This is a genomic window from Nonomuraea sp. NPDC049646, assembly GCF_044465525.1.
Taxonomy (GTDB): Bacteria; Actinomycetota; Actinomycetes; order Streptosporangiales; family Streptosporangiaceae; genus Nonomuraea.
The window spans coordinates 177,703-203,839 of record NZ_JBITLU010000011.1; the positions used below are offsets into that span (position 1 = coordinate 177,703).

Annotated in this window: 26 protein-coding genes; 11 read left to right on the forward strand and 15 right to left on the reverse strand. The window is 73.6% G+C overall.

Annotated elements, in window-relative coordinates; genetic code table 11:
- Positions 1-32: 32 nt before the first annotated feature.
- Positions 33-641 (forward strand): isochorismatase family protein, encoded by a 609-nt coding sequence (locus ACIBQ8_RS31255; protein ID WP_397171704.1) that lies wholly within the window; start codon positions 33-35, stop codon positions 639-641.
- Between the two features lie 56 nt (positions 642-697).
- On the opposite strand, the gene ACIBQ8_RS31260 is transcribed toward ACIBQ8_RS31255, so the two are convergent.
- Positions 698-1,195, reverse strand: coding sequence for a hypothetical protein (locus tag ACIBQ8_RS31260; RefSeq protein ID WP_397193652.1), 498 nt, complete (start codon positions 1,193-1,195; stop codon positions 698-700).
- A gap of 244 nt (positions 1,196-1,439) precedes the next feature.
- Here ACIBQ8_RS31260 and ACIBQ8_RS31265 point away from each other — a divergent pair, with 244 nt between their 5' ends.
- Positions 1,440-1,817, forward strand: a complete 378-nt coding sequence (locus ACIBQ8_RS31265; protein WP_397193653.1) for an STAS domain-containing protein — start codon at positions 1,440-1,442, stop codon at positions 1,815-1,817.
- 28 nt (positions 1,818-1,845) lie between these two features.
- Here ACIBQ8_RS31265 and ACIBQ8_RS31270 read toward each other — a convergent pair whose 3' ends face one another.
- The 5 genes from ACIBQ8_RS31270 to ACIBQ8_RS31290 form a co-directional block, all read right to left on the reverse strand.
- Positions 1,846-2,208 carry a cupin domain-containing protein gene (locus ACIBQ8_RS31270; RefSeq protein ID WP_397171699.1) on the reverse strand — a complete coding sequence of 121 codons (363 nt, stop codon included), beginning with the start codon at positions 2,206-2,208 and terminating at the stop codon, positions 1,846-1,848.
- 124 nt (positions 2,209-2,332) lie between these two features.
- Positions 2,333-3,871 (reverse strand): alpha/beta fold hydrolase, encoded by a 1,539-nt coding sequence (locus tag ACIBQ8_RS31275; protein WP_397193654.1) that lies wholly within the window; start codon positions 3,869-3,871, stop codon positions 2,333-2,335.
- 449 nt (positions 3,872-4,320) lie between these two features.
- Entirely contained in the window at positions 4,321-5,409 is a 1,089-nt protein-coding gene (locus ACIBQ8_RS31280) for a serine hydrolase domain-containing protein (protein WP_397193655.1), read from the reverse strand.
- 100 nt (positions 5,410-5,509) lie between these two features.
- Positions 5,510-6,271, reverse strand: coding sequence for a 3-keto-5-aminohexanoate cleavage protein (locus ACIBQ8_RS31285; protein WP_397193656.1), 762 nt, complete (start codon positions 6,269-6,271; stop codon positions 5,510-5,512).
- 88 nt (positions 6,272-6,359) lie between these two features.
- Positions 6,360-7,346 carry an aldo/keto reductase gene (locus tag ACIBQ8_RS31290; protein ID WP_397193657.1) on the reverse strand — a complete coding sequence of 329 codons (987 nt, stop codon included), beginning with the start codon at positions 7,344-7,346 and terminating at the stop codon, positions 6,360-6,362.
- Between the two features lie 132 nt (positions 7,347-7,478).
- On the opposite strand from ACIBQ8_RS31290, the gene ACIBQ8_RS31295 reads away from it, so the two are divergent.
- The 6 genes from ACIBQ8_RS31295 (at position 7,479) to ACIBQ8_RS31320 (ending at position 12,483) form a co-directional block, all read left to right on the forward strand.
- The gene (locus ACIBQ8_RS31295; protein ID WP_397193658.1) at positions 7,479-8,267 is read left to right on the forward strand and encodes an SDR family NAD(P)-dependent oxidoreductase; all 789 of its coding nucleotides are present in this window, start codon (positions 7,479-7,481) and stop codon (positions 8,265-8,267) included.
- A 26-nt stretch (positions 8,268-8,293) separates the two neighbouring features.
- Positions 8,294-8,842 carry a TetR/AcrR family transcriptional regulator gene (locus ACIBQ8_RS31300; RefSeq protein ID WP_397193659.1) on the forward strand — a complete coding sequence of 183 codons (549 nt, stop codon included), beginning with the start codon at positions 8,294-8,296 and terminating at the stop codon, positions 8,840-8,842.
- A 197-nt stretch (positions 8,843-9,039) separates the two neighbouring features.
- On the forward strand, positions 9,040-9,735 hold the full coding sequence (locus tag ACIBQ8_RS31305) for a fluoride efflux transporter FluC (RefSeq protein WP_397193660.1): 696 nt from the start codon (positions 9,040-9,042) through the stop codon (positions 9,733-9,735).
- Positions 9,732-10,097, forward strand: a complete 366-nt coding sequence (crcB, locus tag ACIBQ8_RS31310) for a fluoride efflux transporter CrcB (protein ID WP_397171684.1) — start codon at positions 9,732-9,734, stop codon at positions 10,095-10,097. The genes ACIBQ8_RS31305 and crcB overlap by 4 nt, the downstream gene beginning before the upstream one ends.
- Before the next feature lie 108 nt (positions 10,098-10,205).
- Positions 10,206-10,658, forward strand: a complete 453-nt coding sequence (locus tag ACIBQ8_RS31315; protein WP_397171682.1) for an ATP-binding protein — start codon at positions 10,206-10,208, stop codon at positions 10,656-10,658.
- Between the two features lie 76 nt (positions 10,659-10,734).
- The gene (locus tag ACIBQ8_RS31320) at positions 10,735-12,483 is read left to right on the forward strand and encodes a SpoIIE family protein phosphatase (protein ID WP_397193661.1); all 1,749 of its coding nucleotides are present in this window, start codon (positions 10,735-10,737) and stop codon (positions 12,481-12,483) included.
- A 28-nt stretch (positions 12,484-12,511) separates the two neighbouring features.
- Here the strand turns inward: ACIBQ8_RS31320 and ACIBQ8_RS31325 are convergent, their stop codons facing one another.
- The 7 genes from ACIBQ8_RS31325 to ACIBQ8_RS31355 all read right to left on the reverse strand — a co-directional run bounded on the left by ACIBQ8_RS31325 (position 12,512) and on the right by ACIBQ8_RS31355 (position 18,667).
- Positions 12,512-13,360 carry a phosphotransferase gene (locus tag ACIBQ8_RS31325; protein ID WP_397193662.1) on the reverse strand — a complete coding sequence of 283 codons (849 nt, stop codon included), beginning with the start codon at positions 13,358-13,360 and terminating at the stop codon, positions 12,512-12,514.
- Positions 13,357-15,288, reverse strand: a complete 1,932-nt coding sequence (locus ACIBQ8_RS31330) for an alpha/beta fold hydrolase (protein WP_397193663.1) — start codon at positions 15,286-15,288, stop codon at positions 13,357-13,359. Before ACIBQ8_RS31330 ends, ACIBQ8_RS31325 begins: the two co-directional genes overlap by 4 nt.
- Positions 15,289-15,343: 55 nt before the next feature.
- Complete coding sequence (locus ACIBQ8_RS31335; RefSeq protein ID WP_397171675.1) at positions 15,344-15,967, reverse strand: TetR/AcrR family transcriptional regulator; 624 nt, start codon at positions 15,965-15,967, stop codon at positions 15,344-15,346.
- 95 nt (positions 15,968-16,062) lie between these two features.
- On the reverse strand, positions 16,063-16,389 hold the full coding sequence (locus ACIBQ8_RS31340; protein ID WP_397171673.1) for a TraR/DksA family transcriptional regulator: 327 nt from the start codon (positions 16,387-16,389) through the stop codon (positions 16,063-16,065).
- Positions 16,390-16,424: 35 nt separating this feature from the next.
- Positions 16,425-17,183, reverse strand: a complete 759-nt coding sequence (locus tag ACIBQ8_RS31345; RefSeq protein ID WP_397193664.1) for a rod shape-determining protein — start codon at positions 17,181-17,183, stop codon at positions 16,425-16,427.
- A 300-nt stretch (positions 17,184-17,483) separates the two neighbouring features.
- Entirely contained in the window at positions 17,484-17,804 is a 321-nt protein-coding gene (locus ACIBQ8_RS31350; protein ID WP_397171669.1) for a hypothetical protein, read from the reverse strand.
- A 434-nt stretch (positions 17,805-18,238) separates the two neighbouring features.
- The gene (locus ACIBQ8_RS31355; RefSeq protein ID WP_397171667.1) at positions 18,239-18,667 is read right to left on the reverse strand and encodes a hypothetical protein; all 429 of its coding nucleotides are present in this window, start codon (positions 18,665-18,667) and stop codon (positions 18,239-18,241) included.
- Between the two features lie 360 nt (positions 18,668-19,027).
- Here ACIBQ8_RS31355 and ACIBQ8_RS31360 point away from each other — a divergent pair, with 360 nt between their 5' ends.
- The 3 genes from ACIBQ8_RS31360 (at position 19,028) to ACIBQ8_RS31370 (ending at position 22,509) form a co-directional block, all read left to right on the forward strand.
- Positions 19,028-19,558, forward strand: coding sequence for a GNAT family N-acetyltransferase (locus ACIBQ8_RS31360; RefSeq protein ID WP_397193665.1), 531 nt, complete (start codon positions 19,028-19,030; stop codon positions 19,556-19,558).
- A gap of 558 nt (positions 19,559-20,116) precedes the next feature.
- Positions 20,117-20,542: a carboxymuconolactone decarboxylase family protein gene (locus ACIBQ8_RS31365; RefSeq protein ID WP_397193666.1), complete on the forward strand. Its 426-nt coding sequence runs from the start codon at positions 20,117-20,119 to the stop codon at positions 20,540-20,542.
- A 161-nt stretch (positions 20,543-20,703) separates the two neighbouring features.
- Entirely contained in the window at positions 20,704-22,509 is a 1,806-nt protein-coding gene (locus ACIBQ8_RS31370; protein ID WP_397193667.1) for a serine/threonine-protein kinase, read from the forward strand.
- Positions 22,510-22,531: 22 nt separating this feature from the next.
- Here ACIBQ8_RS31370 and ACIBQ8_RS31375 read toward each other — a convergent pair whose 3' ends face one another.
- A complete protein-coding gene (locus tag ACIBQ8_RS31375; protein ID WP_397179276.1) occupies positions 22,532-23,410 on the reverse strand; it encodes a hypothetical protein in 879 nt (292 codons plus the stop codon).
- 16 nt (positions 23,411-23,426) lie between these two features.
- Positions 23,427-26,099: a hypothetical protein gene (locus ACIBQ8_RS31380; protein ID WP_397193668.1), complete on the reverse strand. Its 2,673-nt coding sequence runs from the start codon at positions 26,097-26,099 to the stop codon at positions 23,427-23,429.
- Positions 26,100-26,137 lie beyond the last annotated feature (38 nt).

A 26,137-nucleotide genomic window follows, 5' to 3' on the forward strand; every position in this document is an offset into this window, starting at 1 on the left:
GCGCGAGCCTGCCAGAAAGGAAACCCCCTGCCATGAGCAGCACCGTCTCGCCCACCCTGCGCCAGGTCGTCGGCCTGCCGGCCGAGCCCGCCCGGCTGGCCGACTCGACCCTCGTGCTCATCGACTACCAGAACACCTACAGCACCGGCGTCATGGCCCTGCCGGACGCCGGGCGGGCCCTCGCCGCCGGCGCCCGCCTGCTGGAGCGCGCCCGCGCCGCCGGGGCCCGCGTCGTGCACGTCGTCAACGACGGCGGCCCCGGCAGCCCCTACGACGTCCGCGCCGGGATCGGGGCGATCAGCGCGCCGGTCGCGCCGCGCGACGGGGAGCCGGTGGTGGTCAAGACGTTCCCCGACGCCTTCCACGAGACCGGGCTCCAGGACGTCCTGGCGGGCATGGAGGCCGGGCCCGACCTGGTGCTGGCGGGGTTCATGACCCACATGTGCGTGACCTTCACCGCCCAGGGGGCCTTCCGGCTGGGCTACCGTCCCACGGTCGTCGCCGACGCCTGCGCCACCCGCACACTGGCCGGCCCCGGCGGCGCGCCGTTGGCTGCCGACGTGCTGCACGAGGCCGCCCTGACGACGATCGGCGACCTGTTCGGCCTGGTGGTCCCCACTGTCGATGCCCTGCCCGCTTGATCCGTCCCGTCCTGTTACGTCCCGGGAGCCAGGTCCGGGCCGGCCCGGCCGTCAGGTCAGCCGGTGGCCGGGCGGCGGCGGCCGGCCGCCAGGCGGTCGGCCGGGGTCCGGTGACGGGCGGCGGGGGCGGAGCCGGGCTGCCGGTCGGCGGTGCGCCCGGTGGCCACCAGACGGTCGGCGGGCTGGTCCGTCGTGCGGCGCTCGTCCCGGTCCGTGGCGGCCTTGTCCGTGGCGGCCCGGTCCGTGGCGCTCTGGTCCGTGACGGTCTGGTCGGTGGCGGCCCGGTCGTCGGCGCGCTCGGCCAGCAGGCGGCGCAGTTCGCGGCGGCGGGCCAGCCTGCGGCCCGTCCCGGCGGCGATCAGGAAGGCGCCGAAGATGAACGCGGCCGCGGTCGCGGCCCCCGCGGCGAACAGCTCCAGGTCGCCCACCCGGAAGGTGACGCCCATCAGCGTCAGGGCGGCGGTTGCGGTGGTCGTCGTCTGGGTGAACAGGACGACCACGGCGGCCGACCCGGCGACCATGAGCAGCAGGCCGAGCAGGACCATGGTTCTCACTCTCCTCGAACGTCGGCGAACACGTTCCATTACCGCTGCCCAGCATTTCTTTACTCATGTACGGGCATGCGTCCGGCGTCGAAGAAATGGCCGCGCATTCGCACCGGGAATTGCCGCGCCGAGCACCGCTAATTACCTCGCGAAAAAATCCGCATTGAGCAGCGGTGCTGCGTCCGGCGGGCGGGTCGCGGGGTTTGTCGGCCGATGAGCAGGGGAGAGCGGACCAAGGAGGGAAGTGATAGCAGTGAAAGTGGACACTTTCCGGATCCTGGCGAACTCCGCAGGGGAAACGGTCGTTCTGCACCCGGCCGGGGACCTTGACCTGCACACCGCCGGCGCCATCGAGGATTGGGCGACCGGCTATCTCGACGGCACGCCGGCCGCCGTCACTTTGATCGACCTGTCCGACGTCGGCTTCATGGACTCGGCCGGACTCGGCGCGCTGATCGGCGCGTGGAAACGCATCACCGCCACGGGACGGACGGTGATGGTCGCCGCGCCGACCCCGCAACCGGCCAGACTGATGCGCATCACCGGCCTGGAAGGACGTCTCGGCGTACGCTCCACCGTCGCCGAGGCGCTGGAGGAGATCATTCCCAGACGGTCGCACGCGCCCGCCTAGGCGGCGCCCGTCCGCAGCGCGCGCGGCGTCAGCCGTTCCTCGCCTTGGCGTAGCCGGCGGCGCCGCCCGCGAAGTCGTACAGGACGACCTGCTCGTCCCCGACCACCCAGGCGTCGTGTCCGGGCGGGCAGACGAAGACCTCGCCCGGCCCCGCCTCGGCCTCGGTGCCGTCGTCCATGCGCAGGCGCATCCGGCCCGAGACCACGAACCCGTTGTGGTGCACCTGGCAGGACGACGTGCCGGCGATCGGCCTGACGGACTCCGACCAGCGCCATCCCGGCTCGAACGTGGCGACGCCGAAGGTCAGGCCGCTCAGCTCGCAGATCTCCAGATGGCCCTTCGGGAAGTCGCGCCGTTCGTCGGGCTTGTCGATGCTCTTGACCTCGATCATGGCTCACCCCCTCGTCAGCTACCTTCTTACGCTGAATTGTCCATACCGAGGGGTTGGCCAGGGCAAATATCCCTTTGTGGGGACGGGTACGGCCCGCGAAGGGGCCGTACCCGGGACGTGCGGACTATCCGGCCCAGGGCAGCGAGTCGGACGGCCACGCCCGCTTCGTCTGCTTCTTGAGCGTCTCCTCAGGCGTGCCCACGGCGCAGCGGGTGCCCTGCGGCGGAACCTTCAGGTCGATGAGGTACTGGTCGATGATGTCGGTCTGGCACTTGTCCTTGCCGTAGATGCGGTGACCCCAGCCCTTGTACGTGAGCAGCACGGCCTTCGCGCCGAGCTGGCGGGTGGCGTTGGCGGCCCAGATCCACGGCGTGGCCGGGTCGTGGATCGAGTTGCCGAGCAGCAGCGGGGCCTGGCCGGTGTACCGCAGCGTGTGCGGGGGGTTGGCGGGGGCGCCCGAGTTGAGGCAGATGGGCAGGTCGTCGGTCGGGTACGGGTGGTACTTCGTGTCCGGCGCCAGCAGGCCGGCGGTACGCATGAGGTCGGCGTACTCGGCGTAGCTGTTCACCTTGAGGTTGTAGTCCTGGCAGAGGATCCGGGTCGGCAGTTCGGCGACGTCCCCCTCCACCGGGCCCCGGCCGGGCAGCGGGGGCACCCACTCGGGGGCCGGGCCGCCGTTCAGCCAGTTGATCACTTCGCTCAGCGTGCGCCAGTCGGGGCCCTCGTTGCCCAGCGCGGCGTTGTAGATGACCTGCAGCTCGGTCATCCGCTGACCGGTGCTCGGGTAGACGAGCTCGCCGCGGCGGGCCTTGTCCAGCAGGCTCTTCCAGATCGCGCGGATGTCGCGGCCGTTCAGCACGCAACTGGGGTCCTGCTCGCACCAGTCGACGAACTGGTCGAAGCCGTCCTCGACGGCCAGGGCCTCGGTGGCGAAGAAGCCCTTCACGCCGAGGCTGTGGTCCATGTTGCTGTCGAGGGCGAGCGCCCGGATGCGGCCGGGGAACAGCTCGGCGTACATCTGGCCGATCAGGGTGCCGTACGAGATGCCGTAGTAGGTGAGCTTCTCCTCGCCGAGGGCGGCGCGGAGGGCGTCCATGTCACGGGCCACGGAGACGGAGTCCACGTGGTCGTAGAGCGGGCCGGTACGGGCCCGGCAGTCCGGGTGCAGCTTCTTGGTGAAGGCGTTCCAGGCGTCGAAGTCGGCCTGGCTGCGCATGACGGTCGGCGGCATCTGGTTGTAGACCGACGCCGAGCAGATGACCGGGTGGCTGCGGCCCACGCCGCGCGGGTCGAAGCCGACGATGTCGAACCGCTGCTGCAGTTCCTCGGTGTAGGACCCGGGAGCGCCGTAGACGGCCTCCACGCCGGACCCGCCCGGACCGCCGGGGTTGATCACCAGCGAGCCGACCCTGGCGGCCGGGTCGGTGGCCTTGCGCCGGGCGACCGCGAGGTCGATCGAGGGCCCGCTCGGCTGGGCCCAGTCGATGGGCACGGTCAGCTTGCCGCACTCGGCGCTGGGCTCCTCCTCGCAGGGCGCCCAGGTGATGGCGTTCGTCGTGGTGGTGGCGGGTTTCGCGGTCGTCGCCGCGTTCGCCGCCGGAACCGGGATCAACGCCGCCAGCGCCACGAAGGCGGTGGCGAACAGTGGGAGTCTTCTCCGCAAAATGGGGCTCCAATCAACGGTCGGTGCGCCCCCCGTGGGCATCCGGCCGACCTTGATCATTGCGGGTTGTGGTCAGAAATGATGGCGAAATCGGAAATTTCCCCAAAGTCGCCCATACCGACGGAGGGCCCCCGGCCCCCGACCGCGCGTTGCCCCGCCCTGCCCCCGCCCTGCCCCGCCCTGCCCCGCCCCGACATGAACCGCTTCCCCACCCGCGACCGGGGGCGGCGGGACGGGCCCGAAGGGGCGGGTTACCGTGGCAGGCATGAGCGAAGTCGGCTCCCGGGACGAGCTGTTCCGGGAGCACGGCCAGACGTTGTGCCCGGCGGCCCGGCTGATCGCCGACCCCGTGCTGAGCCGCCGGTCCGCCTGACGGGCGCGCTGGTCTGCCGGAACCCCGGTCGGCGGGTCTGCCGGAACGCCGGTCGGCGGGGCCGCCGGAACGCCGGTCAGCGGGTGCAGAGGGCGGTGTCGAAGGCGGCGATCAGGAGGTCGCGGGCCTTGCCGCCGTTGGCCGAGCCCGTCGTGTACACGGTGACCGTGCGGCCCGCGCGGTCGCGGCCGCTGAAGGTGGACACGCCCGGGACGTCGCCGCCGTGCCCCCACAGCTTCCCGCCGCAGCTCAGCGGGATCTCCATGACGCCGTAGCCGTAGCGGGCGCCCTTGGGCCAGCCGGGCCGGTCGACGTCGACGTACGAACCGGCCTCGACGGACTGCGCCCGCCAGAACGTGTTCAGGTCACGCGGCGTCGAGACCAGCCCGCCGCTGGCGCCGAACGCGTGGCCGGGCAGCCGGGTCACGTCGACGACGCCGTCCCCGGGGTGCAGCGGGTGCACGCCGTAGGTGTGCGCGTGCGGGCCGCGGATGCCGGTCTCGCCCTCGGCCGGCCAGTACGTGTCCCGCATGCCCAGCGGCTTCAGCACCAGGTCGCGGCTGACCGCGCGGAAGTCGCGCCCGGTCACCGCCTGCGCGACCAGGCCGAGGACCATGTAGTTGGTGTTGGAGTAGGCGAACCGGCCGCGGGGCGTCGGTTCGAGGGAGAGGGCCAGCTTGAGCAGGTCCTGCTTGCCGATCTTCGACCAGTCGGCGGCGGGGGTGAAGTCGGGCAGGCCGCTGGTCTGCTGCAGGAGCATCTTCACGGTGATGTCCCGTCCGTCGACGCCCTTGCCGCGGATGACCCCCGGCAGGTACGTCTCGACCGGCTCGTCCAGGTTCACCTTGCCCTGGTCGGCCAGCTTCAGCACGGTCGCCGCGATGATCGACTTGCTCACGCTGGCGATCCTGAACCGGCCGTCGGCGCCGGGCATGGGCTGCTTCGTGCCGCGCCGCGCGGTGCCGGAGACGACCGTCGCGGTCCGGCCGTCCGGGTGGCGGATGTAGGCCACGGCGCCGGGCACGTCGGGGGAGGCGGTGAGGGCGTCCAGCCGCGACTGCACCGACGGCGCCCGGCCGGCGGCGAACGCCGGGGCCATCGGCGCGAGCGCCAGGGGGACGATCACGAGCAGGGCGAGTGCGCGCCGGGCTGCGGTGGAAGGCATCGGGACTCCTTGTCGCGTCGATCAAGTTATGTCCCGACTGTGGCGAATCGGCGGCTTCGCCACAGTCACGGCACCACCCGCCCTCATGCGGGGGCTGCCACTACCGACCGGCGGGCGCCGCGTTCTGCCCGCCGGGGCGGGCCAGGGCCAGGACGTGGCGGACGAGCCCTGCGTTGTCCTCGGCCGGGCCGCCGTCCGGGGCGAGCAGGGTGTCCTCCAGGCCGATCCGGGTGGCCAGGCCCCGCCGTACGGCCTCCGCCACGAGCGGCCACGTCGCCGGCCCCTCGCCGTGCAGCAGGCGGGGAGCGGGCGAGCCGTCCAGGCGGTCGAGAACGGCCGCGGCCCGGGGGACGGCCTCCTCGGCCGGCGCGTCGATCACCTCGACGAGGATGCGCGTCATCCGTCCGGCCAGCCCCGAGGCGGTCAGTGTCGCGGCGTCGGCCGGCGTCCACACCCCCGCCTCGACCCCGATCCCCGCCGCCAGCAGCACCCGCGCCAGCTCGCCGAACCCCGGCTCCGACAGGTTCACCGAGGCGAAGTCAGGACGGGCGCCGGCGGGCAGCTCCGCCCAGGCGGTCACCGCGTCCAGGCGGGCCGCGGCGTCGCCGCCGGTGATCCACAGGCCGGTGGACACGCCCACGGGCAGCCCCGGCGCCGCCGCCCTGACGGCCGACGCCGCCGCCCCGATGTCGGCGGCGGCCAGGGACTCGCGCCCCGCCGCGTCCCGCGGATGGACGTGCACCGCGGCCGCCCCCGCCCGCCGCACGGCCAGGGCGTCGGCGGCCAGCTCGGCGGGCGTCAGGGGCAGCCGGGGGTGCTCGCCCGCCGTCCGGCTGCCGTTCAGACACGCTTTGATGAACATGAGCCCCATCCTTACCCGGGCGAACCGGGCTCAGGCACGGCGCCCCGGCGGCCTCCCCGGGTCCTTCCGGCGCCGGGGCGGGCGCGGGTCAGTGGGCGGCGTCGAGGCGGGCGCGCTGGTCGGCGGTCAGCTCCAGGTCCACGGCGGCCAGGCTCTCCTCCAGCTGGGCCACCGACGAGGCCCCGACCAGCGGGATCACCGGGAACGCCGAGCCGATCTGCCAGGCCAGCACCACCTGGTTCATGCTGGCCCCGCACTCCTTCGCGACCTCGCGCAGCACCGCCATGCGGGCCGGGGTGCCGGGGTGGTCGTAGTCCGGCGGCAGCGGCTTGTCCTGCCGGGTGTAGGCCCCGCCGAGCAGCGGCGAGTAGGCGACCAGGGTGAGGGCCGGCTCGGCGCGCAGGTAGCTCAGCAGCTCGGCTCCGGCGTGGCCGAGGCTGCCGTCCTGGAAGATCGACTCCGGCATGTCGAAGCGCGGGCGCAGCAGGCTGTGCTGGTACTGCAGCACCTCGTACCCGGCCACCCCCGACGCGGCGGCCAGGGCACGGGCCCGCTCCACCCGCCAGATCGCGTGGTTGCTCGCCCCGAGCAGGCCGACCGTGCCCTCGGCCACCAGGGCGCCGAAGCCCTCGACGGTCTCGGCCACCTCCACCGTGCGGTCCTCGATGTGGGCGTAGAGCAGGTCGATGCGGTCGACGCCGAGGCGTTCGCGGCTGCGCTCGGCCGACTCCCTGATGACCTTGGCGGACAGGCCCTCGGCGTTGTCGACGTAGCTGGTGCCCGGCGCGAGCGGCCGCGCGCCCAGCTTGGTGGCGATCACGATCTCGTCCCCGGCGCCGCTGGAGCGCCGCCAGCGGCCGAGCAGCTCCTCGCTCTGCCCGCCCTGGCCGCCGTCCACCCAGAAGGCGTAGTTGTCGGACGTGTCGATGAACGTCCCGCCGGCCTCGACGTAGCGGTCGAGGATGGCGAACGACGTCTTCTCGTCGGTCACCGAGCCGAACAACATCGCCCCGAGGGCGAGCGCGCTCACCTCGCGGCGGGTGTCCGGGTTCGTGCCGATCGTCCGGTACTTCATGCTGTCTCCCCAGTTCGTGGCGTTCTGTACGAGGCCCCGGAAGGGGAGTCTGGGGGCTGGAGCGAACTCCAGGTCAAGCCGGACGGGCCGCCTTCTTGAAATTAGATCATTTCTCTAGAAAAATGCTCTGATATGTCGATCATGGTGGTGACCGGCGGCAACCGGGGCATCGGGTACGCGGTGTGCGAACGGCTGGCCGCCGACGGGCACAAGGTGCTGCTGGTCGCGCGGGACGCGGAGCGGGGCCGCGAGGCCGCCGCGCGGATGGCGGGGGACGTCGAGGTCGTGGCGGGCGACCTGACCACGGCGGAGTCGGTCCGGCGGCTGGCCGGCGACCTGCTGGATCGCTGCCCGCGCATCGACGTGCTCGTCCACAACGCCGGCCGCTGGCCCGCCCGCCGGGTCCTGACCGACGACGGGCTGGAGGAGTCGTTCGCGGTCAACCACCTGGCGCCGTTCCTGCTCAACCACCTGCTGGAGGACCGGCTCGGCCGCGTGGTGCAGGTCACCGCCGGCCTGTACGCCAAGGGCCGGGCCGAACCCGGACGCACGGCCGTGGGCGCCGACTTCTCGCCGATGCGCACGTACGCCGACACCAAGCTGTGCAACCTGCTGACCGTGCCCCTGTTCGCCGAACGCTGGCGGACGGCCGGGATCACGATCGACGCCGTGCACCCCGGCGTCATCCGCACCGGGCTCGGCGACCGCCGCGGCCCGCTCGGCTGGCTGCTCAAGGCCGCCAAGCGCAGCTGGGCCGCGCCCGAGGAGGGCGCCCGGCACGTCGTCTCCCTGACCGGGGCTCCCGGCACCGGCCGGTACTTCGACCAGGACCGCGAGGTCCCGTTGCAGGGCCCGGCGCTGGACGCCGACCTGGCCCGGCGCGTCTGGGACGAGGCCGAGACGCTGGCCGCGGTGCGATGACCCGGCACCGGCGCAGCGAGGAAACCGTGCGCAGGCTCCTGGACACCGCCCTGGACGTCTACCCCGCCGACTTCACCCTCCGGGCGGTGACCACGCGCAGCGGCGTCAGCATGGGCAGCGTCTACCACCACTTCGGCAGCCTGGAAGGGCTGGCCGCCGCGCTGTACAGCCGGTGCATGGACGAGCTGCTCGACGCGCTGGTCGCCGTCACCGAGGAGACCGCCGACGCCCGTGACGGCGTGCGCCGCGCCGTGACGGCCTACCTCGGCTTCACCGCTTCGCACCCGGACAAGGCCCGCTTCATCCACGCCGCGCCGTACGCGCTGGACCTCGGTCCGTACGCCGAGCGCATCGCCGCGGCCAAGGCGTCCCGGCTGGGCAGGCTGAACGCCTGGATCGGCGCGCGCATGGCGGAGGGGGCGGTGGCCCGGCTGCCGGCGGCGCAGGTGGAGATGCTGCTGATCGGGCCGGTGGCCGAGGTGAGCAGGCGGTGGCTGGCGGGCGCGCCCGACATCGACCTGGACGAGGCGGCCCGCGTCCTGCCCGACCGCGTCTGGCTGTCGCTCAGCGGCTGACGCCCCGGCTGCCTGTGGGGGAAGCTCCTCGGCGGTGGGTTCGGGGTGGTCGCCGGTATGATGGTGGCGGCTTCCCGTGCCGGGAGCCGCGGCGGTGGGGCCCGCCGCCTCCCGCCCGTCCGGGGGTAACCGCGGTGTCGCCGCCAACGGTCCCTGCCAGAGATGTGCCACGCTCATGTGCTGGTAGGAGATGCCTGATGACCCACGCCCGTCCCCCCGAGCCCGTACCCGAGCCTGAACGCGGCCGGGCGCACGCCGCCGCCGAAGGGGTGGCGATCGGCGGCCCGTCCCCGGTCGAAGGCGTCGAGGCCGGTGGCGCGCATGCCGCCGGCGGCATCCGGGGTGCGCAGGTCGATCCGCGGGCCGCGGTCGATCCCGACGTCGATCTCCACGTGCCCGCCCAGCGCGGCGAGCTGGCCCGCGCCCCGGTCGCCACGCTGTCCGTCATCGCGGCCGGCGGCGTGCTGGGCGCGCTCGCCCGCTACGCCGTCCTGACCGCCTTCCCGGTGCCGCGCGGCGGGTTCGCCTGGCCGACGCTGGCCGTCAACGTCACCGGCTGCCTGCTGATCGGGCTGCTGATGGTGGCCATCACCGAGGTCTGGCAGGCCCATCCGCTGACCCGGCCGTTCCTGGGGGTGGGGGTTCTGGGCGGGTTCACCACGTTCTCCACCTCCATCGCCGACGCCCAGGGGGCGCTGGCCGCGGGGGAGCCGCGCACGGCGCTCGCCTACCTGGCGGTCACGCTGGTCACCGCCCTGGCCGCGGTCTTCCTGGGCCAGGTGCTCGGCCGCGGGCTGCTCGGCCGGTTCGCCACCGCCCCGGACCAGGCCGTCCCCGATGAGGCCGCTCCCGAGCAGGCCGCGCGGGGTCCGCGCGGTGGGAGGCGTCCGTGACGACGTTGCTGCTGGTGGTGCTGGGCGCCGCCGTGGGCGCGCCCGCCCGCTACCTGATCGACCGGGCCGTCCAGGCCCGGCACGACAGCCTGTTCCCGTGGGGCACCTTCACCGTGAACGTGACGGGGTCGGCGCTGCTCGGCTTCCTGCTGGCGCTGCCCGCCACCGGCGGGGCGCAGGCCCTCCTGGGCACCGGCCTGTGCGGGGCGCTGACCACGTACTCCACCTTCGGTTACGAGACCCTGCGGCTGCTGCAGAACGGCGCCCGCACCTACGCCGCGCTCAACGCCGTGGCCGGCATCGCGGCCGGCCTGGGAGCGGCCTGGTGCGGCATCGCCCTCGCCCAAGCGGTCATGCCCTGAGCCGTCCGCGAGCCGGGCCGAGCGGTCGGCCGCGTTTGACGATCACTCGGCGGGAAAGCTGAGAAGGGCCGGCGTACCCCTTCCCGACGCCCGATAGACGAGACGATCATGCTTGTGGAGTTCGAGCTGCGCTGTCCCATCAGCGCCGATCTGGCGTTCATCCGTGACCTGGTGCGCATCCACGGCCACCACAGCGGACTGTCCGGCGAGCGGCTGGAGGACCTGGTGCTCGCGGTGAACGAGGCCGTCACCAACGTCCTCGACCATGGTGGCTCGGCCGGCCTGGTCACCGCGACCCGGGACCCGATCGGCGTCTGCGTGGAGATCCTGGACACCGCGGGCCGCCTGACCCCCGACCACCTCGACGCCGCCGACGTCGACCCGACCGCGTCCCACGGGTTCGGCCTGTGGGTGATCCAGCAGCTGTGCGACTCGGTCGCGCTGGAGCAGACCGGCCTCGGCTCGCGGCTGCGGCTGCGCATGCTGGTGCCCTCGGAGACCCCCGGCGCCGCCGATCGCCGCCTCATCAGCATGGCCGGCGGCGCCTTCCCCTGGTCCTAGCCCGGCCGGCGCCGGCCCGGCACGTTCCCGGGTACACGAAGTCGGCATGTCAGTAATCATCCGATAACGTAGTGTGATGATGGCTGATCGGGGCGACGTCGGACACCGGCCGGACGGCTCCGGTTCCGGCGCCCAGCCGGCGGAGTGGCTGCTGCGGGCGGCCTTCGACGGCACGGGCATGGGCATCTACCTCACCGATCTCGCCGGCCGCATCACGTGGGTCAATCCGGGGGCGGCGGCCCTGCTCGGCTTCACCGCCGACGAACTGCGCGGCGCCGACGCGCACCAGACGCTGCACCGCCGCCTCGACGGCAGCCTCCCGCCCCGCTCCGGCTGCGAGCTGGTGACGGTGTGCCGGCAGGACCGGTCCGTACGCAGCGAGTTCGCCACCTTCGCCACCGCCGGCGGCCGGCTGCTCCCGGTCGCCTGGCTGGCCTCGCCCCTCCACCACGACGGCGAGCCGGCCGGCGTCGTCGTGGTCTTCATCGACGTCGTCGAACGCCTCGACGCGGCCGGCCGGCAGGCCGAAGAGCTCGCCCGCGCCCAGAAGCTGACCGAGCAGTTCCGCCTGCTGACCGAGATCAGCACCGTCCTCACCCAGACGCTGGACGTGCGCGAGGCGATGACGCGGCTCGGCCGGCTGCTGGTGCCGCGCCTGGCCGACTGGGCGGCGGTGGACATGTTCCTCGGGCCGCGCGAGCTGCGCCGCCTGGCCATGGCCTGCGCCGGGGCCGCGCCGGTGGACCCGTCCTGGTTCGCCGAGCTGCCGTCGTTGCCGAAGGGCCCGTCGCGGTCGGCGCTGGTCCGGGTGCTGCGCGGGGAGCAGGCCCTGCTGCTGGGGCCCGAGCAGATCGCCGCGCCGCCCGACGGGCCGCTGGCCGCCGCCCACGACGCCCTGTTCAACGTGCTGGGCGGCTCGTCGGCGATCGTGGCGCCGCTGCGCACGCCGCGCCGCGTGCTGGGCGCCCTGACGGTGGCGCGCACCGACCCGGCGCGGCCGTACACGGAGGCCGACGTGGAGCTGGTGGCCGACATCGCCCGCACCGCGGCGCTGGCCGCCGACAACGCCTGCCTGTTCGGCCAGCAGCGCGACATCGTCGACACCATGCAGCGCCACCTGCTGACCGCGCTGCCCCAGGTCGATCACCTGCAGCTCGCCGCCCGCTACCTGGCGGCCCCGGCCGGCTCCCAGGTGGGCGGCGACTGGTACGACGCGTTCGTGCTCCCCGACGGCGTCACCGCGCTGGCAATCGGCGACGTCGCCGGCCACGACCTGGAGGCCGCCGGGCAGATGGCCCAGCTCCGCAACATGCTGCGCGCCCTGGCCTGCGACCACAAGGAGTCGCCCAGCCTGATCCTCGACCGGCTCAACAAGGTCATGGCCGTGGCCAGCGACGCCCTCACGGCCTCGGCCATCCTGGCCCGGATCGAGCCGCCGCAGCCGGGGAGCGATCCCGACACGCGGATCCTGCGCTGGACCAGCGCCGGCCACCTGCCGCCGCTGCTGGTCACCGCGCACGGGCAGGCCCGCTACCTGGAGGAGGGCCAGTCGCTGCTGCTGGGCGTGCATCTCGACGACGTGACCCGCCACGACGCCCTGGCGCCGCTGCCGCCCGGCAGCACGCTGCTGCTCTACACCGACGGGCTGGTCGAGGTGCCCGGCGTCAACCTGGACAACAGCCTGGCCCGGCTGCGCCGGCACGCCGCGACGCTGGCCCGCCGTCCGCTCCAGGACTTCTGCGAGCAGGTGCTCGCGCTGGCGCCGTCGCCGCGTACCGACGACATCGCGTTGCTCGCCCTGCGCCTGCCGCCGCCCGGCCAGTAGGGCGGACGCCGCTCCGGGGGAGGGGCGGTCAGGGGGCGGTGAGCGCGGCCTCGATCGCCGGGCCGTGGCGCTCCAGCCACGCCTCGCGCCGCTTGATCAGGTCGCCGACGCCCTCCTGCCACATCCGGGCCCAGCCGCCGCCCCGCTCCTCGGCGATCTGCCGCATCGAGAACCACGACCGCCGGGTACGCAGCACGGCCACCTCGACCAGGCGCGAACGGTCGACGCCGGACATCCCGTACGCGTCGGCGAGCAGGCGGCAGCGGCGCGGCACGTCCAGCCCGCGCAGGGGCGGGTCGGCGTCGGCGGGGTCGCCCAGCGGCGCCCAGTACATCATCGCGCTCATCAGCTCCTCCGCCCGGGTGGCCGGCCTGGCGATGTCGAAGTCGATCAGCCCGGCCGCCACGCCGTCGCGGAAGACGATGTTGTCCGGCGTGTAGTCCAGGTGCCCGACCAGCTCCGGCGGGTACGGCGGCGCGGGCGGCATGCCCGGCGGCTCGGTGAACCCGAAGTCCGCCCGCACGCCGTCGGGCGGGACGAACCCCGCCACCGCCTCGTGGTAGGCCCGGATCAGCCGGCCCACGGAGGCCAGCCGCTCCTCGTCGGCCAGCCACGCGGGCCGCGGCCGCCCGGCGACCTCGCCGGGCACGAAGGTCAGCACCTCGCGGCCGGCGGCGTCGATGCCGAGGAACCGCGGCGCGCCCGCGAACCCGGCCTCCGCCAGGTGCCCCAGCAGGGCGTGGACCAGCGGGGCGTTGGGCCCCACGGTGCGGCGCACGGTGTCGCCGACGCGTACGACGCCTTCGGTGACGTCGCCGCCGGTGAGCGGGATCTCGGGTTGTGGCTCGGCGGGCTCGGTGTAGGTGACGGAGCTCATGATTCCCTGAGGTGGTGAGGGAGTGGGCCGGTCATGATGTCAGGCATGGACGGCGGAGGGCAATCGTCCACGGCGGGCCGGAGGAGGACCTGACGCACGATCTCCGCGACGGCGGCCGGGTGGGTGAGGTGCGGGTGGTGCCCGGCCCCCGGGACGACCGTCACCGGGACGGGGCTGCCGGTCAGCGGGTCCAGCTCGCCGGCCACGAGGTGCACGGGGACCGGGCCGCCGAGCAGCGTGCGGAGCGCGGCGCGCTCGGCGGGGCGGTGCGCGGCGCGCAGCACGCGGGCGGTGCGCCTGGCGGCCCCGGGACGGCGGAGCCCGGCCGCGGCGCTCGCGACCGCCCGCCGCGCGTCCTCGGGCGGGGACGCCGGGCCGAGGAGGGCGGACGCGAGCCGGTCGGGGCCCATCCTCCCGAGGAGCGGGGCCGCGAGCAGCAGGGTGAGCGCGGAAGGCCGGCGCTGGAGGAAGTACGGCGACACCAGGATCAGGGTGGCGATCCGGCCGGGATGGGCGGCGGCGTACCGGAGCGCCGGGGCGGCGGCGGCCGAGTGCGCGACGATCACCGGACGGGTGCGCACGGGCTCCAGCAACCCGGCCAGCCAGTCCGAGGCCGCGCCTTCGGCGGGCGAGGAACGCCCCAGCCCCGGCAGGTCGGCGACGAGCGCGGGAAACCGGTCCGCGCCAGCTCCGGGGCGACCCGCAGGAATCCGGTCCGCGTCAGTGTCGGGGCGGGCCGCGGGCGGGGTGCCGTCCAGTTCGCCGAGCACGCCGTTCCAGGAGTCGCCGTCGAGCGGAAGCCCGTGCAGCAGGACCAGCCGCGGCGACGTGCGCTCGCCCGCCACGTACGTACGCGACCCCGCCACGCTGTGGAAACCGCCGGGACGCGCGGCCGGAGCGGCCCCGAAGCGGTCGGCGACCAGCCGGTCGGCCCAGCGGCGCAACGCGTGCTCGACGGGTGGCCGCCGCAGCCCCGCGGACGCGGCGACCCGGTCGGCCGAGCCCGTGTCATACCGGTCCTCGGTCAGGAAGCCCAGCGTCTCGGGCTCGGCGCAGGTCAGCGCGGACGGCAGGCGGCGGATCATGCCCACCGGCACGCGCATGCGGGGCGCGCGTACGCCGAGGTGGCCGGCGAGCAGCCGGATCAGGTCGGGCAGGTCGGGCGTGGCGGGATCGAGCACCCAGTGCAGGCCGCCGGGCTCGGGGTCGTGCTCGGGCACGGCAGCCATGAACCGGGCGAAATGGTCCACCGTCACCACCGGGACGAACGTACGGGCGCCGCCCGGCAGCGCGGGCAGCCGTCCCGCCCACAGGTCGCGGACCAGCGAGGCCAGCCCGAGGTACTGGCCGGCCTCGCCGGTCAGCGAATGGCCGATGACGCTGCTCGGGTTCACCACGGTCAGCGGCACGCCGAGCCGCGCCGCGGCGACCCGTACGGCGGCGTCCCCCTCGACCTTGGAGCCCTCGTACGCCCCTTTGTCCCGGTACAGGGCCGCCAGTTCGGCCTCCGGGAGCGGATGGCGCGGCCGCGGGTCCAGCCCCACGCGGTAGCCCGACACGTGCACCAGCCGGCGCAGCGCGGGACGGGCGGCGGCCCAGTTCAGCACGTTGAGCGCGCCTTCGACGTTGACCGTCCTGGCCTCCTCGCGTCCCATGCCGAAGCGGTAGACGCCGGCGGCGTTGAACACGTCCCGCACGCCCGCCGCCTCTTCGGCGGACCCGCTCAGCCCCAGGCCGGGCCCGGCCGTGACGTCGCCCTCGACGACCGTGAGCCGCGTGCCGGGCACGCCCTGCTCGCGCAGCCAGCGGCCCAGCCCGCCGTCCGCGCGGCGGACGACGGCCGTCACGGCGCGGCCCTGTTCCAGCAGGTGCAGGACCGTCCATCTGCCGATGAGGCCGGTCGCGCCGAACACCACGGCGTCTTCCATGACGATTCCTCTCTAGACCGATCTGCATATTTTGGGGGTACGAAAAACCGCCGCGTCAGGCCAGCAGCCTGACGACCTGGCGGCGGACCCGTTCGACGGGCGTCCGGGACCGGCTCGCACGGGCCAGCACCAGCGCGCCCTCGATCAGCGCGAGCACGGTCGCCGCCAGCTCGTCGGCCGCGTCGTCAGCAGTGTCACCGGCCGTGTCACCGGCCGTGTCGCCGGCCGTGTTGTCAGCCGTGACGTGCCCGTCGGCGCGCAGGGCGTCGGCCAGTCTGCGCTGCCAGCCTTCGTAGATGCCGGCGCAGACGCGCCGCAGCTGCTCGTTGGAGGAGGCGACCTCCAGGGCCACGGTCGCCACCGGGCAGCCCTTGGCGTACCCGGCCGCCACCATCCTGTCGGCCAGCGCGTCGAGGACGGCCGGCACGAGCTCCCTGGCGCCCGGCAGCGTGCCGGCCAGGTCGTCGATCATGGCGTCGACCTCGCGCCCGGCGGCGGCGAGCGCCTCGCCCACCAGCTGGTCCTTGCCGCCGGGGAAGTGGTGGTAGAGCGACCCGCGAGGCGCGCCGGCCACCGCCAGCACCTCGTTGAGGCCGGTGCCGTGACTGCCCTGGGCCTCCACCAGCGTCCGGGCCGCCGCGATGATGCGCGCCCGCGTCTCGTCCCCCTTGGCCGCCATGCGGCACACACTAGACCGGTCTGCATATTCCTGTCCATTCGGCCGCCGTCGGTGGACCGGCCGCCCGACGTCGCGAAGGGTGGCCGGTCCCGGGGTCAGGCGGCTTCGTGCTGGCGCTGGCAGTTGATGCAGAACCGGGCCAGCGGGCGGATCTTGAGCCGTTCGAACGGGATCCCCGCCTCGCAGTGCGAGCAGCGGCCGTACGAGCCGGCCGTCAGCCGGTCGCGGGCCTGGGTGAGCTCGGCGATGGCCCGGTCGGCGGTGGCGAGGGAGACCAGCAGCTCCTGCCAGGTGTCGTCGGCGCCGTTGCCGTCCTGGGCCGCGGCCTGCAGGCCCAGCAGGTGGCGGCTGCGCCGCTCAAGCTGCTCGTCGATGTCCTGGCGCAGGGACTGGAGCTGCACGGTGCTGAGGTGGTCGGTCATGGTGGTTTCCTTTCCGCGCTGTGAATTGCGGGGGTTCAGAGGGCGATGACGGGCGCCGCGGGGCGCAGGCACAGGCGCAGCAGGCCGCGGACGGTGGCGTGCTGCGGCTCCGGCGCGGCGTTGATCCGCGTGCGAAGGGCGGTGTGCAGGCGGTCCAGCAGCCGCGTCTGGAGCGCGCCCCCGCCGGTGACGGTCAGGCCGTTGTCGCGGACGGCCGGGCGGAGGTGGGCGGGCTGGCGGCGCAGCAGGCCGGCGGTCATCTCGACGACGCCGTCCAGCGCGTCCGGCAGCAGGCCCGCGCTCGTCGTGGCGCTGAGCTGGAGCGCCGCCGCGTCGCTGACCGCGCCGCCGCTGACGACGACGGCCTCGACGATGCCCGCCCCGACGTCCAGCAGCAGGTACGGTCCCGGCCCCGCGACGTCCAGACCGGCGCCCGCGGCTGCGGCCAGCGGCGCCTCGACCAGCGTCACCTGGCAGCCGGCCGCCTCGGCGACGGCCGCGCGCACCGCCTGACGGTCGCTGCCCGTCGCGGCCCTCGGCACCGCGGCCATCACGTGCTCCAGCGGCCGGCCGCCGGCCAGCCAGGCGTCCTGCAGTACGAGATGGACCAGCCGCAGGCAGGCGCCCGGGTCGACGACCATGCCGCGGCGGATCGGGCGGACCGGGATCCCGGCCGCGCTCTCCGGCGACGGGACCACGACTGCCGAGGGACGGTCGGCGATGGCGAACCCGTCCAGGGACAGCGAACGGGTGCGTGAGGTGCCCAGGTCGAGCACCACGTGGGCGCGGTGCACCGCGGATGTTCGCGGTGAGTGTTCGTGGACTGATCCGGCGTCGGACATGACGATGATCGGCTCCTTGCTCTGGCGCGGAGAACTCGTACGCGGACAACTCGTACGCGAAGGACGAGAGAAAAGGGCGCATCCCGGCACGCGGGGACGCCACGACGGCGACCTCCGGCCGTACGGGAACGCGCGGAACCCGCGGGCGGCCGGGCGACGCGTGGACCCGGCCGTGCGTGGGCCGGGCGCGACGACCGGCCCCGCGGCGCGCTCGGCGGGCCGGGAGGCGGCGACTCGTGAAGAGGGAGGGAGCTAGATCAGCGGCGGGCTGCGCGAGCCCGCGGTGCGGTGCCCGACCTGCTGCGGGTCGCGGATCGCGGCCGCGTCGGAACCGGGCGCCGGGAGCAGCGCGAGGTGGGCGGCCTCGGCGTGCCGCGCGCCGCGCAGCGGCGGCCACAGCGACAGCACGTGGTGCTCACGGCCGCTGGACGCCTGGGGCGGCAGGCTCGGCATCCGGTCGCCGCTCTGGTCCGGGGTCCATGCGTGACCGGCGGACAGGGGGCGCGGGATCGTCTGGTCGTCGGCGTAGGAAGGGCCGGCGACCAGCAGGGACAGCAGAACCAGGCCCACCACGCAACACAGCGCGATGGGGCCTCGTGGCGTTCTGCACGGTCCCGTCATAAGGCCGACCATAGCCCAGCCGATGAGAAAAGGCATTACCGTCCGGTTTCCGGTCCGGCGGCGCGGCGCCCGGTCGGCGGGGAGGTGGGGCGGGGGCGTCCGGAGGGGCTTCCGGTGCTGGTGGGGGCGGGGGCCTGCGGGGCGGGGCATGCAGCGGCGAGGGCGTGCGGGGTGGAGGCATGCAGGGGTGAGGTGTGCGGGACAGGGGCGTGCGCGGTGGGGGCGGCAGGGCGGGGACTGCAGGGCGGGGTTCGCCGGGACATGGGCGCGTGGCCGGTCGCCGGACCGGGAGCCGGTCTTCGTCCGGACGGCCGGTGTGCTCATGTCGCCGGGAACCCCGCCGTTCAGCGTGCTGGTGTGTCAGCGGGAACTTCGCCGCGGTTCATTTAGAACCCGTCGAAGTTCTCGCCCCACTCGCCCCAGTCGTCGTCCTCGTTGTGGTCGTCGTCGCGGCCGTGGTCGTCGCGGCCGTGGTCGTCGTTGTCGTGGTCCGGCTTGTGGACGGAACGGCCGGGAGGGCCTTCCGGACCACGCGGGCCCTGGGGACCACGCGGGCCTACGCGGTGGTGGTGGTCGTGGTCGTGGTCGTGGTGGTGACCGCCGCCCCACCAGCCGCCCCAGCGCGGGCCCCACCAGCGAGGACCGCAGTGTCGCCAGCCGCAGCCGCCCCGGAGGACCGGCTTCTCATCGGCTGGGCTCTGATACGACGCCGTGCCGGCCGTGCTGGCCTGAGCGGCCGGCATCTGGCCGCCACCCAGCAGCAGGCACGCGCTCGTGGCGAGCACGGCCGCCGGCTTCTTCATCATTGATTTCATCGCGCTTTCCGTTCAGAAGTTTCCAGAACCGCCGCGGGACTTCTCGACTGCCGTCGGTCTCCGGCATGAGCAGTCTTACCCGCGCATTGAGTTCGGAGTTCTGACAAGACAGGCATGAGCTCCTAAAGCTTGACCAGATTTACCAGGCCCTTACAGCCGACTTGTCCAGTTTTATTGCGACAAAGAGCGGTGGTGTCGCTTTACTGTGACTCGATCATTCCCTAGCACTGTCGCCCCGAAAATGCGGCGCTGCCGGGAACATGCGCTCCGGGCGTCCGGCGCCGCGGGCCTGGGGGTGCCGGTTTGGCCGGACGTCCGCTATCGTCACTGTCGTACCACTACTAGACAGTGAGGTGGAGTGTGACGGAACGTACGGACGTACGGCTTGAACTGCTGACCGGCGAGCAGGCGCTCGCGCGCCGGGCGGAGCTGATCGACCTCTACCGCGAGGTGTTCACCGGGCCGCCGTGGAACGAGGGGGAGGGCGAGGTCGCCGAGTTCGGCGTCCGGTTCGCCGCCGACGCGGCCCGTCCCGGTTTCCGTGCGGTGCTGGCCGTCGACGACGCGGGTCCGTGCGGGTTCGGGACGGCCTGGCCGACGGCGACCCCCCTGCCGCAGACCCGCAGCTACGGCAAGGTGCTCGCGGCGCTCGGCCCGGACGGGGTGTCCCGGATGCTGGCCGGCGCCCTCCAGGTGGACGAGCTGGCCGTCGCTCCACGCGCCCGCGGCCGGGGCCTGGCGGGACGCATTCTGCACCTTTTGTGCGGCCAAAGTCGGGGCTGGCTCCTGACCTCCGTGAACGCCCCCGACGCCATTCGCCTGTATGAGCGCCTGGGGTGGCAGCGTGCGGGCGAGAACGACGGAATTGTGGTATTCATCAAGCCTGAGTAACCGCGAACTTTCCCGCAATCTCTGGACTAGTACCGATATCAAGAACAAAACCACACGAATATCGAATAAGCCAGACATCCCCACCCCGCAAAAGCCAAACACCCCCGAACCAACGCCATAACCCCCAATCACCCCCACCCCCACCCCGCCTCCGGTCGCACCGCCCGGGTCGCACCGCCTCCGATCGTGCGGCCCCGGGTCGTGCTGCCTCTGGTGTGCCGTCCCGGGTCGTGCGGCCCCGGGTCTTGCCCCGTCGCACCCGCACCCCGCGCTGTGCCCCGGACGCCACGCCCACGCCGCTTCCAGCGGGCTGCGCCCCAGCGGGCTGCGCCCCACCGGGCTGCGCCAACGGGTAGCGCTCCCGTGCTGGGTATCTCGCGCTGCGCCCCCGTGCGCGCGCTCCTATGTCGCGTCTCCGCGCTGCGCCCTAGCGGGCCGCGTCCCTTGTGCTGCGCCCCCTCGCTGCCCCCGTCGTCGTGTCGGCCGCGGTGATCCCTCGGCCGTTGCCGCGTGGGGCGGTTTGCGTTTGAGCGCGCTCGAAGTTCTACGGTTTCGGACATGACGAACATTGCTGAAGGATTCGACCGTGAACAGCGCTACGAGCACGGCCTGGAGGTGCTGCGGAAGATCGACGGCGAGGCCGGGCAGCGGGTCGTGGACGCCCTTGCCGACGTCTCGCCCGAGCTGGCCCACCAGGTGGTCGCCTGGGCCTTCGGCGAGATCTACGACCGTCCCGGCCTTGCCCCCCGCGACCGCCAGTTGGTGACCCTGGGCGCGCTCACCGCGCTCGGCGGCTGCGAACCCCAGCTCGACGTGCACGTCAACGCCGCCCTGAACGTCGGCCTGACGCCCGATGAGATCACGGAGGCCCTGTTGCACTCGGCCGTCTACTGCGGCATGCCTCGCGCGCTCAACGCGACGTTCGCCGCCAAGAAGGTCTTCGCCGATCGCGGCCTGCTCCCCGCGCCGGACGGCACGGCCTGACCCAGACTGCCGCCCGCCCGATCCGGCCGACCATGACACCGGGTTGCTTCCTCGATCCGGCTCGGTCGGGACGAGACCTACGGGTCGCTCGCCTGGTCCGGCTCGATCCGGGTGTGGCTGGGGCTGCCTGGGGGCCGGATGGTCTGTAATGATCGACTGGGATGAGCGTGCAGGCGTTACAGGCGACGGATCCACCCGAGATCGGCGGCCACCGGCTGCTCGGGCGTCTCGGCGCGGGCGGCATGGGCGTGGTGTACCTGGCCAGGAGCCGCCGCCTGGGGCTGGTGGCCGTCAAGGTCATCAAGCACGACCCGGCCGACCCCGAGGCCATGGAACGCTTCCGCCGCGAGGCGGCCACCCTGCGCGGCCTGCGCAGCCCTTACGTGGCGCCGCTGGTGGACGCCCGGGTGACGGCGCCGCCGTACTGGTTGGCGACGGCGTACGTGCGGGGGCCGACGCTGTTGCGGGCGGTGGCGGAACGGGGGCCGCTGCCGGCGGGGCTGTGCCGTCGGCTGCTCGCCGGGCTGGCCGCCGCCCTGGCCGACGTGCACCGGCACGGCGTGCAGCACCGCGACCTCAAGCCGCACAACGTCATCCTGTCGCCGCAGGGCCCGCGGCTGATCGACTTCGGCATCGCGCGGGCCCCCGGCCAGAGCACGATCACGACGTCGGGGGAGATCGTCGGCACCCCCGGCTACATCGCTCCCGAGGCCGTACGTCAGGAGCCCGTCACGGCGGCGGCGGACGTCTTCGCGCTGGCCGGCACGATCGCCTACGCCGCCACCGGCCGTCCGCCGTTCGGGCGCGGCGAGCCGATGGCGGTGCTCTACAGCAGCCTGAACGCCGACATCGACGTGGACGGCGTCGAGCCCGCGCTCGCCGAGCTGATCCGCTCGTGCGCCGGGCGCGACCCGGCGGAGCGGATCACGTCCGACCGGGCGGCGGCGCTCGCCGGGAGCGCCGCGGGCCCGTTGTCGTGGGCCTCGGACGCGGAGTACCAGGCACTCGTCGCCGAGACCGGCCCCACCGAGGACAACCTCACCGAGGGCGACCCCGCCAAGGGCGGCCCCGGCGAGAGCAACCCCGCAGAGACCGACCCCGCCAAGGGCAAACCGGTCAAGGGCGGCCTCGGTAAGGGCGGCCTCGGCGAGGACAACCCCGCAGAGGGCGACCCTGCTGAGGACAAATCGGTCAGGGGTAATCCCGGCACGGGCAGTCCCGGCACGGGCAAACCAGCCAAGGACGACCTGGCCGGGGACGGTCCCACCGGGGCGGCGGGGCGCACGCGGGCGTACTGGTCCGGCCCGGCGTTGGCGGTTGGAGCCGTCCTGCTGGCTCTGGGGGCGACGGCCGCCGTCCTGTTCCCCCGGCTCACCACACCCACCACCGGCCCCACGACCACCCCCACGAAGGGCGGCCCGGCCGCCGTTCAGGCGACCATGGCGGACGATCCCGGAACCGCGGTGGTCACCCAGCCCCCACCCGACCCCACCCCCGCGGGCCCCGTCCGGTGGCAGGCCGTGCACGGCCCCCGGTGCACGGCCGAGTGGTTCTACGCCGACCCCGCCTGGCGTCCCGTCACCGGCGGGTGGAAGGGCGACGGCTGCGCGGGCGCGGCGCTGGCGCTGCGCGTCGGGGGCGTGCCGGCCCACTTCAACCAGGTGGTCAACTGGTACTTCGACACCCGCGGCGGCGCCCGCTGCACGATCGACGTGCACATCCCCGACGACCCCCGCTCGACCGGCCTGGCCTTCTACTACCTGGACGGCGACAGCACCGACCCGCCACACCTCGGCCCGCCGGTGACCGTGGACCAGCGCGCCTTCCGGGGACGCTGGGCCCCGCTCGGCACCTGGCGGGTGCCCGCCCCGGGCCGGCTCACCGTCCTGGTCGGCAACCAGCCCGTCACGGCCGACGACACCCACGAGGTGACGGTCTCCGCCGCCCGCGCCCGTTGCCGCTGGTGACCCGGCGGCGCGGGCCGGCGGGTCAGCGCAGGGTTCTGCCCAGGGTGCCCTGCTCGGGATAGGAGTACCGGACGCGCAGCACGAGCTTGGGCTTGCGCGGCTGGCTGCCGGCGTAGGCCAGCAGGCCGGAGAAGAAGTCGAGGCCGTCGGCGTTCACCCCGACCTCGACGCAGCCGTGGCTGTACCCCTTGTGCGAGTTGTGCAGATAGAAGCCGCCACGTCCGTACATGTTCCCCTGGATCGGGGTGAGCCGGACGCGGAAGGTGCCCCAGTCGGGGAAGACCGGGCCGTTGCCGCCCACGGGCAGGAACTGGATGCCCTCCCCGGGGTTGGAGACGGCCTTGTCGCCCCGCTGATTCGCCGCCTCGACGGAGCTCTGCCGGGGGTCGACGTGGGTGAAGAACGTGTACAGGCCCTCCGGCAGCGGGCCGTGGTCCTTGCTGTTCTGCATGCTGCCGATCTGGTGTCCCACCAGGCCGGACGTGGCCGCGTACAGCAGCGTGCCGGAGCTCTGGAGGGAGGCGGGCATGGACCTGCGCCAGTACAGGAACCTGCCGGTGTAGACCAGGTCGGCCTGGTCGTCGGCGGCGTCGCGGACGTCGAGGTCGAACCGGCCGAGCGTGCGCAGGGCGCCGGTCCGGGGCACTTCGACGGCCTCGAACCGGCCCGATCCGGGCGTCCGGCCGGTCAGGGCGAACACCCGGTAGGAGCCCTGCGGGCCGTAGGAGGCCCGGGTCTCCTCCAGGAACACCAGCCCGGAGGTGTGGTGGAAGAGCACGGAGTGCACGCTGTCGCCGGGCTTCTCGCCCTTCCACATCAGCGGCCGGGTCTCCTCGCCGACGGTGAGGGAGATCCGGGAGACCCGGTCGTCCTGGCTCGCCTGGAAGCAGAAGTACGTCATCGGGCCGTCCGCCGCCCTACGAGATCGTCGCGAGGTTGGACGTGAGCGCGATGTCGGTGCCGGACGACGGCGTGTACTCGTGCCACTCGGCGATGAGCGCCCCCTTCTCACCCGGTTGCAGGATCGGCACGGGAGCCTGCGTGCCGCGGTGGGCGAAGCTCAGGCGCTCGACCGTGAGGTGGGTGGCGTCCGGGATGGCGACGACGAGCTGGGCCTCCTGGACGCGGCGGTCGTCCTCGGCGTCCAGCACGACCGGCAGCCCGACGACGAACGCCGAGCTGTTGCCGACCTTGATGTTCACCGGGTTCGGGCTCGGCGCCAGGTCCGACGAGGACGTGGTGAAGGCGGCGTCCTGGAGCCGGGCGGCCGCCCGTTCGGGGTTGGCGGGCGGGATGCCGGGATAGTTGCGGTCGTCGTAGGCCGCGATCTCCTGCGCGATCGTCAGGTACGGCGCCGGGACCGGCGCGCCGACCGCGCCCCCCTCGGCGAAGCGCATCCACTCCTCCTCCCAGCCCTTGCGCACGGTCAGCACGATCCGCGCGCTGCCGGCCCGCAGGAACGCCTGCCTGGTCGGGTCGGGGTGCCGCAACTGCCGGATGAACGGCCAGCTCGGCGGGACGTCCCAGAAGTAGGAGTAGAGGAACGTCACCACGTTCTCCCACTCGATCGCCTGGTTGATGAACCGCACCAGGTCCTCGTGCCGCCGCAGCAGCGTCCACTGCTCGGCGCTGAGCCCGAGGCCCGGCCCGTCGAAGCCGATGCCGTGCTGGAGATCGACGTGCGCGGCCAGGAAGGCGGCCAGGACGTCGGCGGGCATGAAGTCGAAGTCGCTGCCGAGGACGAACCGCAGGACGCACTTCATGATCTCGTCGCTCTCCTCGCGCCGCAGCGTCAGGGTGTCGACGTTCGCCAGCTTGTCCTCGATGGCCGCGATGCGCGCGGCGATGTCCTCCTGCTCGGCGAAGTACCTGGTCTGGGCGGCGTTGTAGAGCGCGTTCCAGACGTCGGTGCGCCACTGCTCGACGGCCTCGTCGGTGAGGTCGAGCCGCACGCCGAGCCCGACGAACACCCGCTCGGAGTGGTGGAAGAAGAACGTGATCTTGTGGCGGCCGGTGAAGCCGCGCATGTAGGGCGTGGCGCCGTCGAAGGACATGATCCGGTGGTCGCGGATGACGAGCGCGTCCGACAGGTTGCGCCACGTCGGCTCCGAACGGGCGCCGATGACGTCGAAGTTCATCTTGTCGTCGGAGTCGTCCTTGCCGACCTGGGCGTCCAGCACGAGCTCCCGGATGTGCGTGCCGCCGGGCACGTCGAACTCCAGGTCCAGGAACCACCAGTTCCCGTCGGTGTTGACGTGCGAGCTGACGGTCAGCGGCGTCGGCTCCTCGGGGTGCGGCCGGACGGTCACGCCGTGCCGGTCGGCCAGCCACTGGTACTTCGGGACGCCGGTCGGTGACGGGTGGCCGTCCTGGTCGACCGGCTCCGTGGTGATGTCGGCGTGCTTGACCGGGAACTCGAAGGGGCCCTGCTGCGAGCGCAGCAGTTCCAGCTCCGCGTACGCCCGCCGCATCGACGCCCCCGGCTCGGGGACCGCGATGTCGTACGTCAGGCGCAGCCCGTACCGGTAGAGCCTGACCCGCCACTTGCGCATCAGGCTGAAGTAGTCGATCCGGACGGGGTCGTTGCCGGCGTTCTTCAGCACCCGGGTCGAGGTCTCCTCCGACCCCGTCACGGTGGTGGTGGAGATGGTCACCTTGTGCTCGCGGCGGGAGCGCGAGGACGCCTTCTGCGTGGTGGCGCGGGCGTGCTTGATGCTCTCGGCGGCCGAGGCAGACTCCGAGCCCTGCGCGGTGAACCCGGTGGTGCTGGAACCGGAGATGATCGGGATGCCGCCCTGGACCGTGCCGGTGATGTTGAACTGGTTCGAGTGCTGGCTCTGCGACGCCGTCGACTGCGACAGGTCGGTGTTGTCGGTCACGCCCGTCTCGCTGACCTCCTCCAGCGAGTCGGTGACGATGGTGGTGAACTCCTTCGAGGTGACCGACCACTCCTTGTGCGTGACCGCGGTCTCCTCGCCGGGCGCGAGCGGGATGGTCGAGACGAGCTCGCCGCGCTGGATCCCGACCGGCACCATCTCGATGCGTTCCAGGTTGAGCATGCCGATGGGCGGCGCGGCGGTGTTGACCGCCAGGCCGCGCAGGGCCACCGCGGCGGTGTTGAGCGCCTGCGCGGCCCGGCCGGCCGCCTCCCGGGCGCCCGCGCCCTCCGCCTCGCGCAGGCGCTCGGCGCGCAGTTCGACGAGCGTCCCGGCGAACAGCGCCAGCTCGGCGGCCGGCACCCGCGCCAGCGCGGCGGGGTCGGGGCGCAGCGCCGCGACGGGCTGCTCCTCGAAGCGCCTGAGCAGGTCGAACGCCGCGCCGGAGACGCCTTCGGCGTCGTCCGCGGCCCGGAGGCGGTCACGGACCGCGTCGGTGTCGCCGGGGGCCAGCGCGAGCTGCCGGACCGCCCCCAGCTTGACGATGCCGCCGCCCGCGCCGCCGCCCGCGCCGCCGGGGGCGGCGTCGTGCGCACCGGGCACCCGCAGCGGAACGAGCGTGCCCTTCAGCACCTCCCGCGCCGAGTTGTCCAGCACCGGCGCGGCCGGCGGGGACGGCGGCCCGGCGGCCGCCGCGCTGTGGATGTCTGCCATGGTCGTCCCCCCTCGTGGATGAGCTGTGCCGCCATGGT

Coding starts and splice junctions, on each gene's coding strand:
- ACIBQ8_RS31255 (WP_397171704.1), top strand. CDS start 33: ATGAGCAGCACCGTCTCGCCCACCCTGCGCCAGGTCGTCGGCCTGCCG.
- ACIBQ8_RS31270 (WP_397171699.1), bottom strand. CDS start 2,208: ATGATCGAGGTCAAGAGCATCGACAAGCCCGACGAACGGCGCGACTTC.
- ACIBQ8_RS31280 (WP_397193655.1), bottom strand. CDS start 5,409: ATGCCTTCCACCGCAGCCCGGCGCGCACTCGCCCTGCTCGTGATCGTC.
- ACIBQ8_RS31285 (WP_397193656.1), bottom strand. CDS start 6,271: ATGTTCATCAAAGCGTGTCTGAACGGCAGCCGGACGGCGGGCGAGCAC.
- ACIBQ8_RS31290 (WP_397193657.1), bottom strand. CDS start 7,346: ATGAAGTACCGGACGATCGGCACGAACCCGGACACCCGCCGCGAGGTG.
- ACIBQ8_RS31295 (WP_397193658.1), top strand. CDS start 7,479: ATGTCGATCATGGTGGTGACCGGCGGCAACCGGGGCATCGGGTACGCG.
- ACIBQ8_RS31305 (WP_397193660.1), top strand. CDS start 9,040: ATGACCCACGCCCGTCCCCCCGAGCCCGTACCCGAGCCTGAACGCGGC.
- ACIBQ8_RS31315 (WP_397171682.1), top strand. CDS start 10,206: ATGCTTGTGGAGTTCGAGCTGCGCTGTCCCATCAGCGCCGATCTGGCG.
- ACIBQ8_RS31320 (WP_397193661.1), top strand. CDS start 10,735: ATGATGGCTGATCGGGGCGACGTCGGACACCGGCCGGACGGCTCCGGT.
- ACIBQ8_RS31325 (WP_397193662.1), bottom strand. CDS start 13,360: ATGAGCTCCGTCACCTACACCGAGCCCGCCGAGCCACAACCCGAGATC.
- ACIBQ8_RS31330 (WP_397193663.1), bottom strand. CDS start 15,288: ATGGAAGACGCCGTGGTGTTCGGCGCGACCGGCCTCATCGGCAGATGG.
- ACIBQ8_RS31335 (WP_397171675.1), bottom strand. CDS start 15,967: ATGGCGGCCAAGGGGGACGAGACGCGGGCGCGCATCATCGCGGCGGCC.
- ACIBQ8_RS31340 (WP_397171673.1), bottom strand. CDS start 16,389: ATGACCGACCACCTCAGCACCGTGCAGCTCCAGTCCCTGCGCCAGGAC.
- ACIBQ8_RS31355 (WP_397171667.1), bottom strand. CDS start 18,667: ATGAAATCAATGATGAAGAAGCCGGCGGCCGTGCTCGCCACGAGCGCG.
- ACIBQ8_RS31365 (WP_397193666.1), top strand. CDS start 20,117: ATGACGAACATTGCTGAAGGATTCGACCGTGAACAGCGCTACGAGCAC.
- ACIBQ8_RS31370 (WP_397193667.1), top strand. CDS start 20,704: ATGAGCGTGCAGGCGTTACAGGCGACGGATCCACCCGAGATCGGCGGC.
- ACIBQ8_RS31375 (WP_397179276.1), bottom strand. CDS start 23,410: ATGACGTACTTCTGCTTCCAGGCGAGCCAGGACGACCGGGTCTCCCGG.
- ACIBQ8_RS31380 (WP_397193668.1), bottom strand. CDS start 26,099: ATGGCAGACATCCACAGCGCGGCGGCCGCCGGGCCGCCGTCCCCGCCG.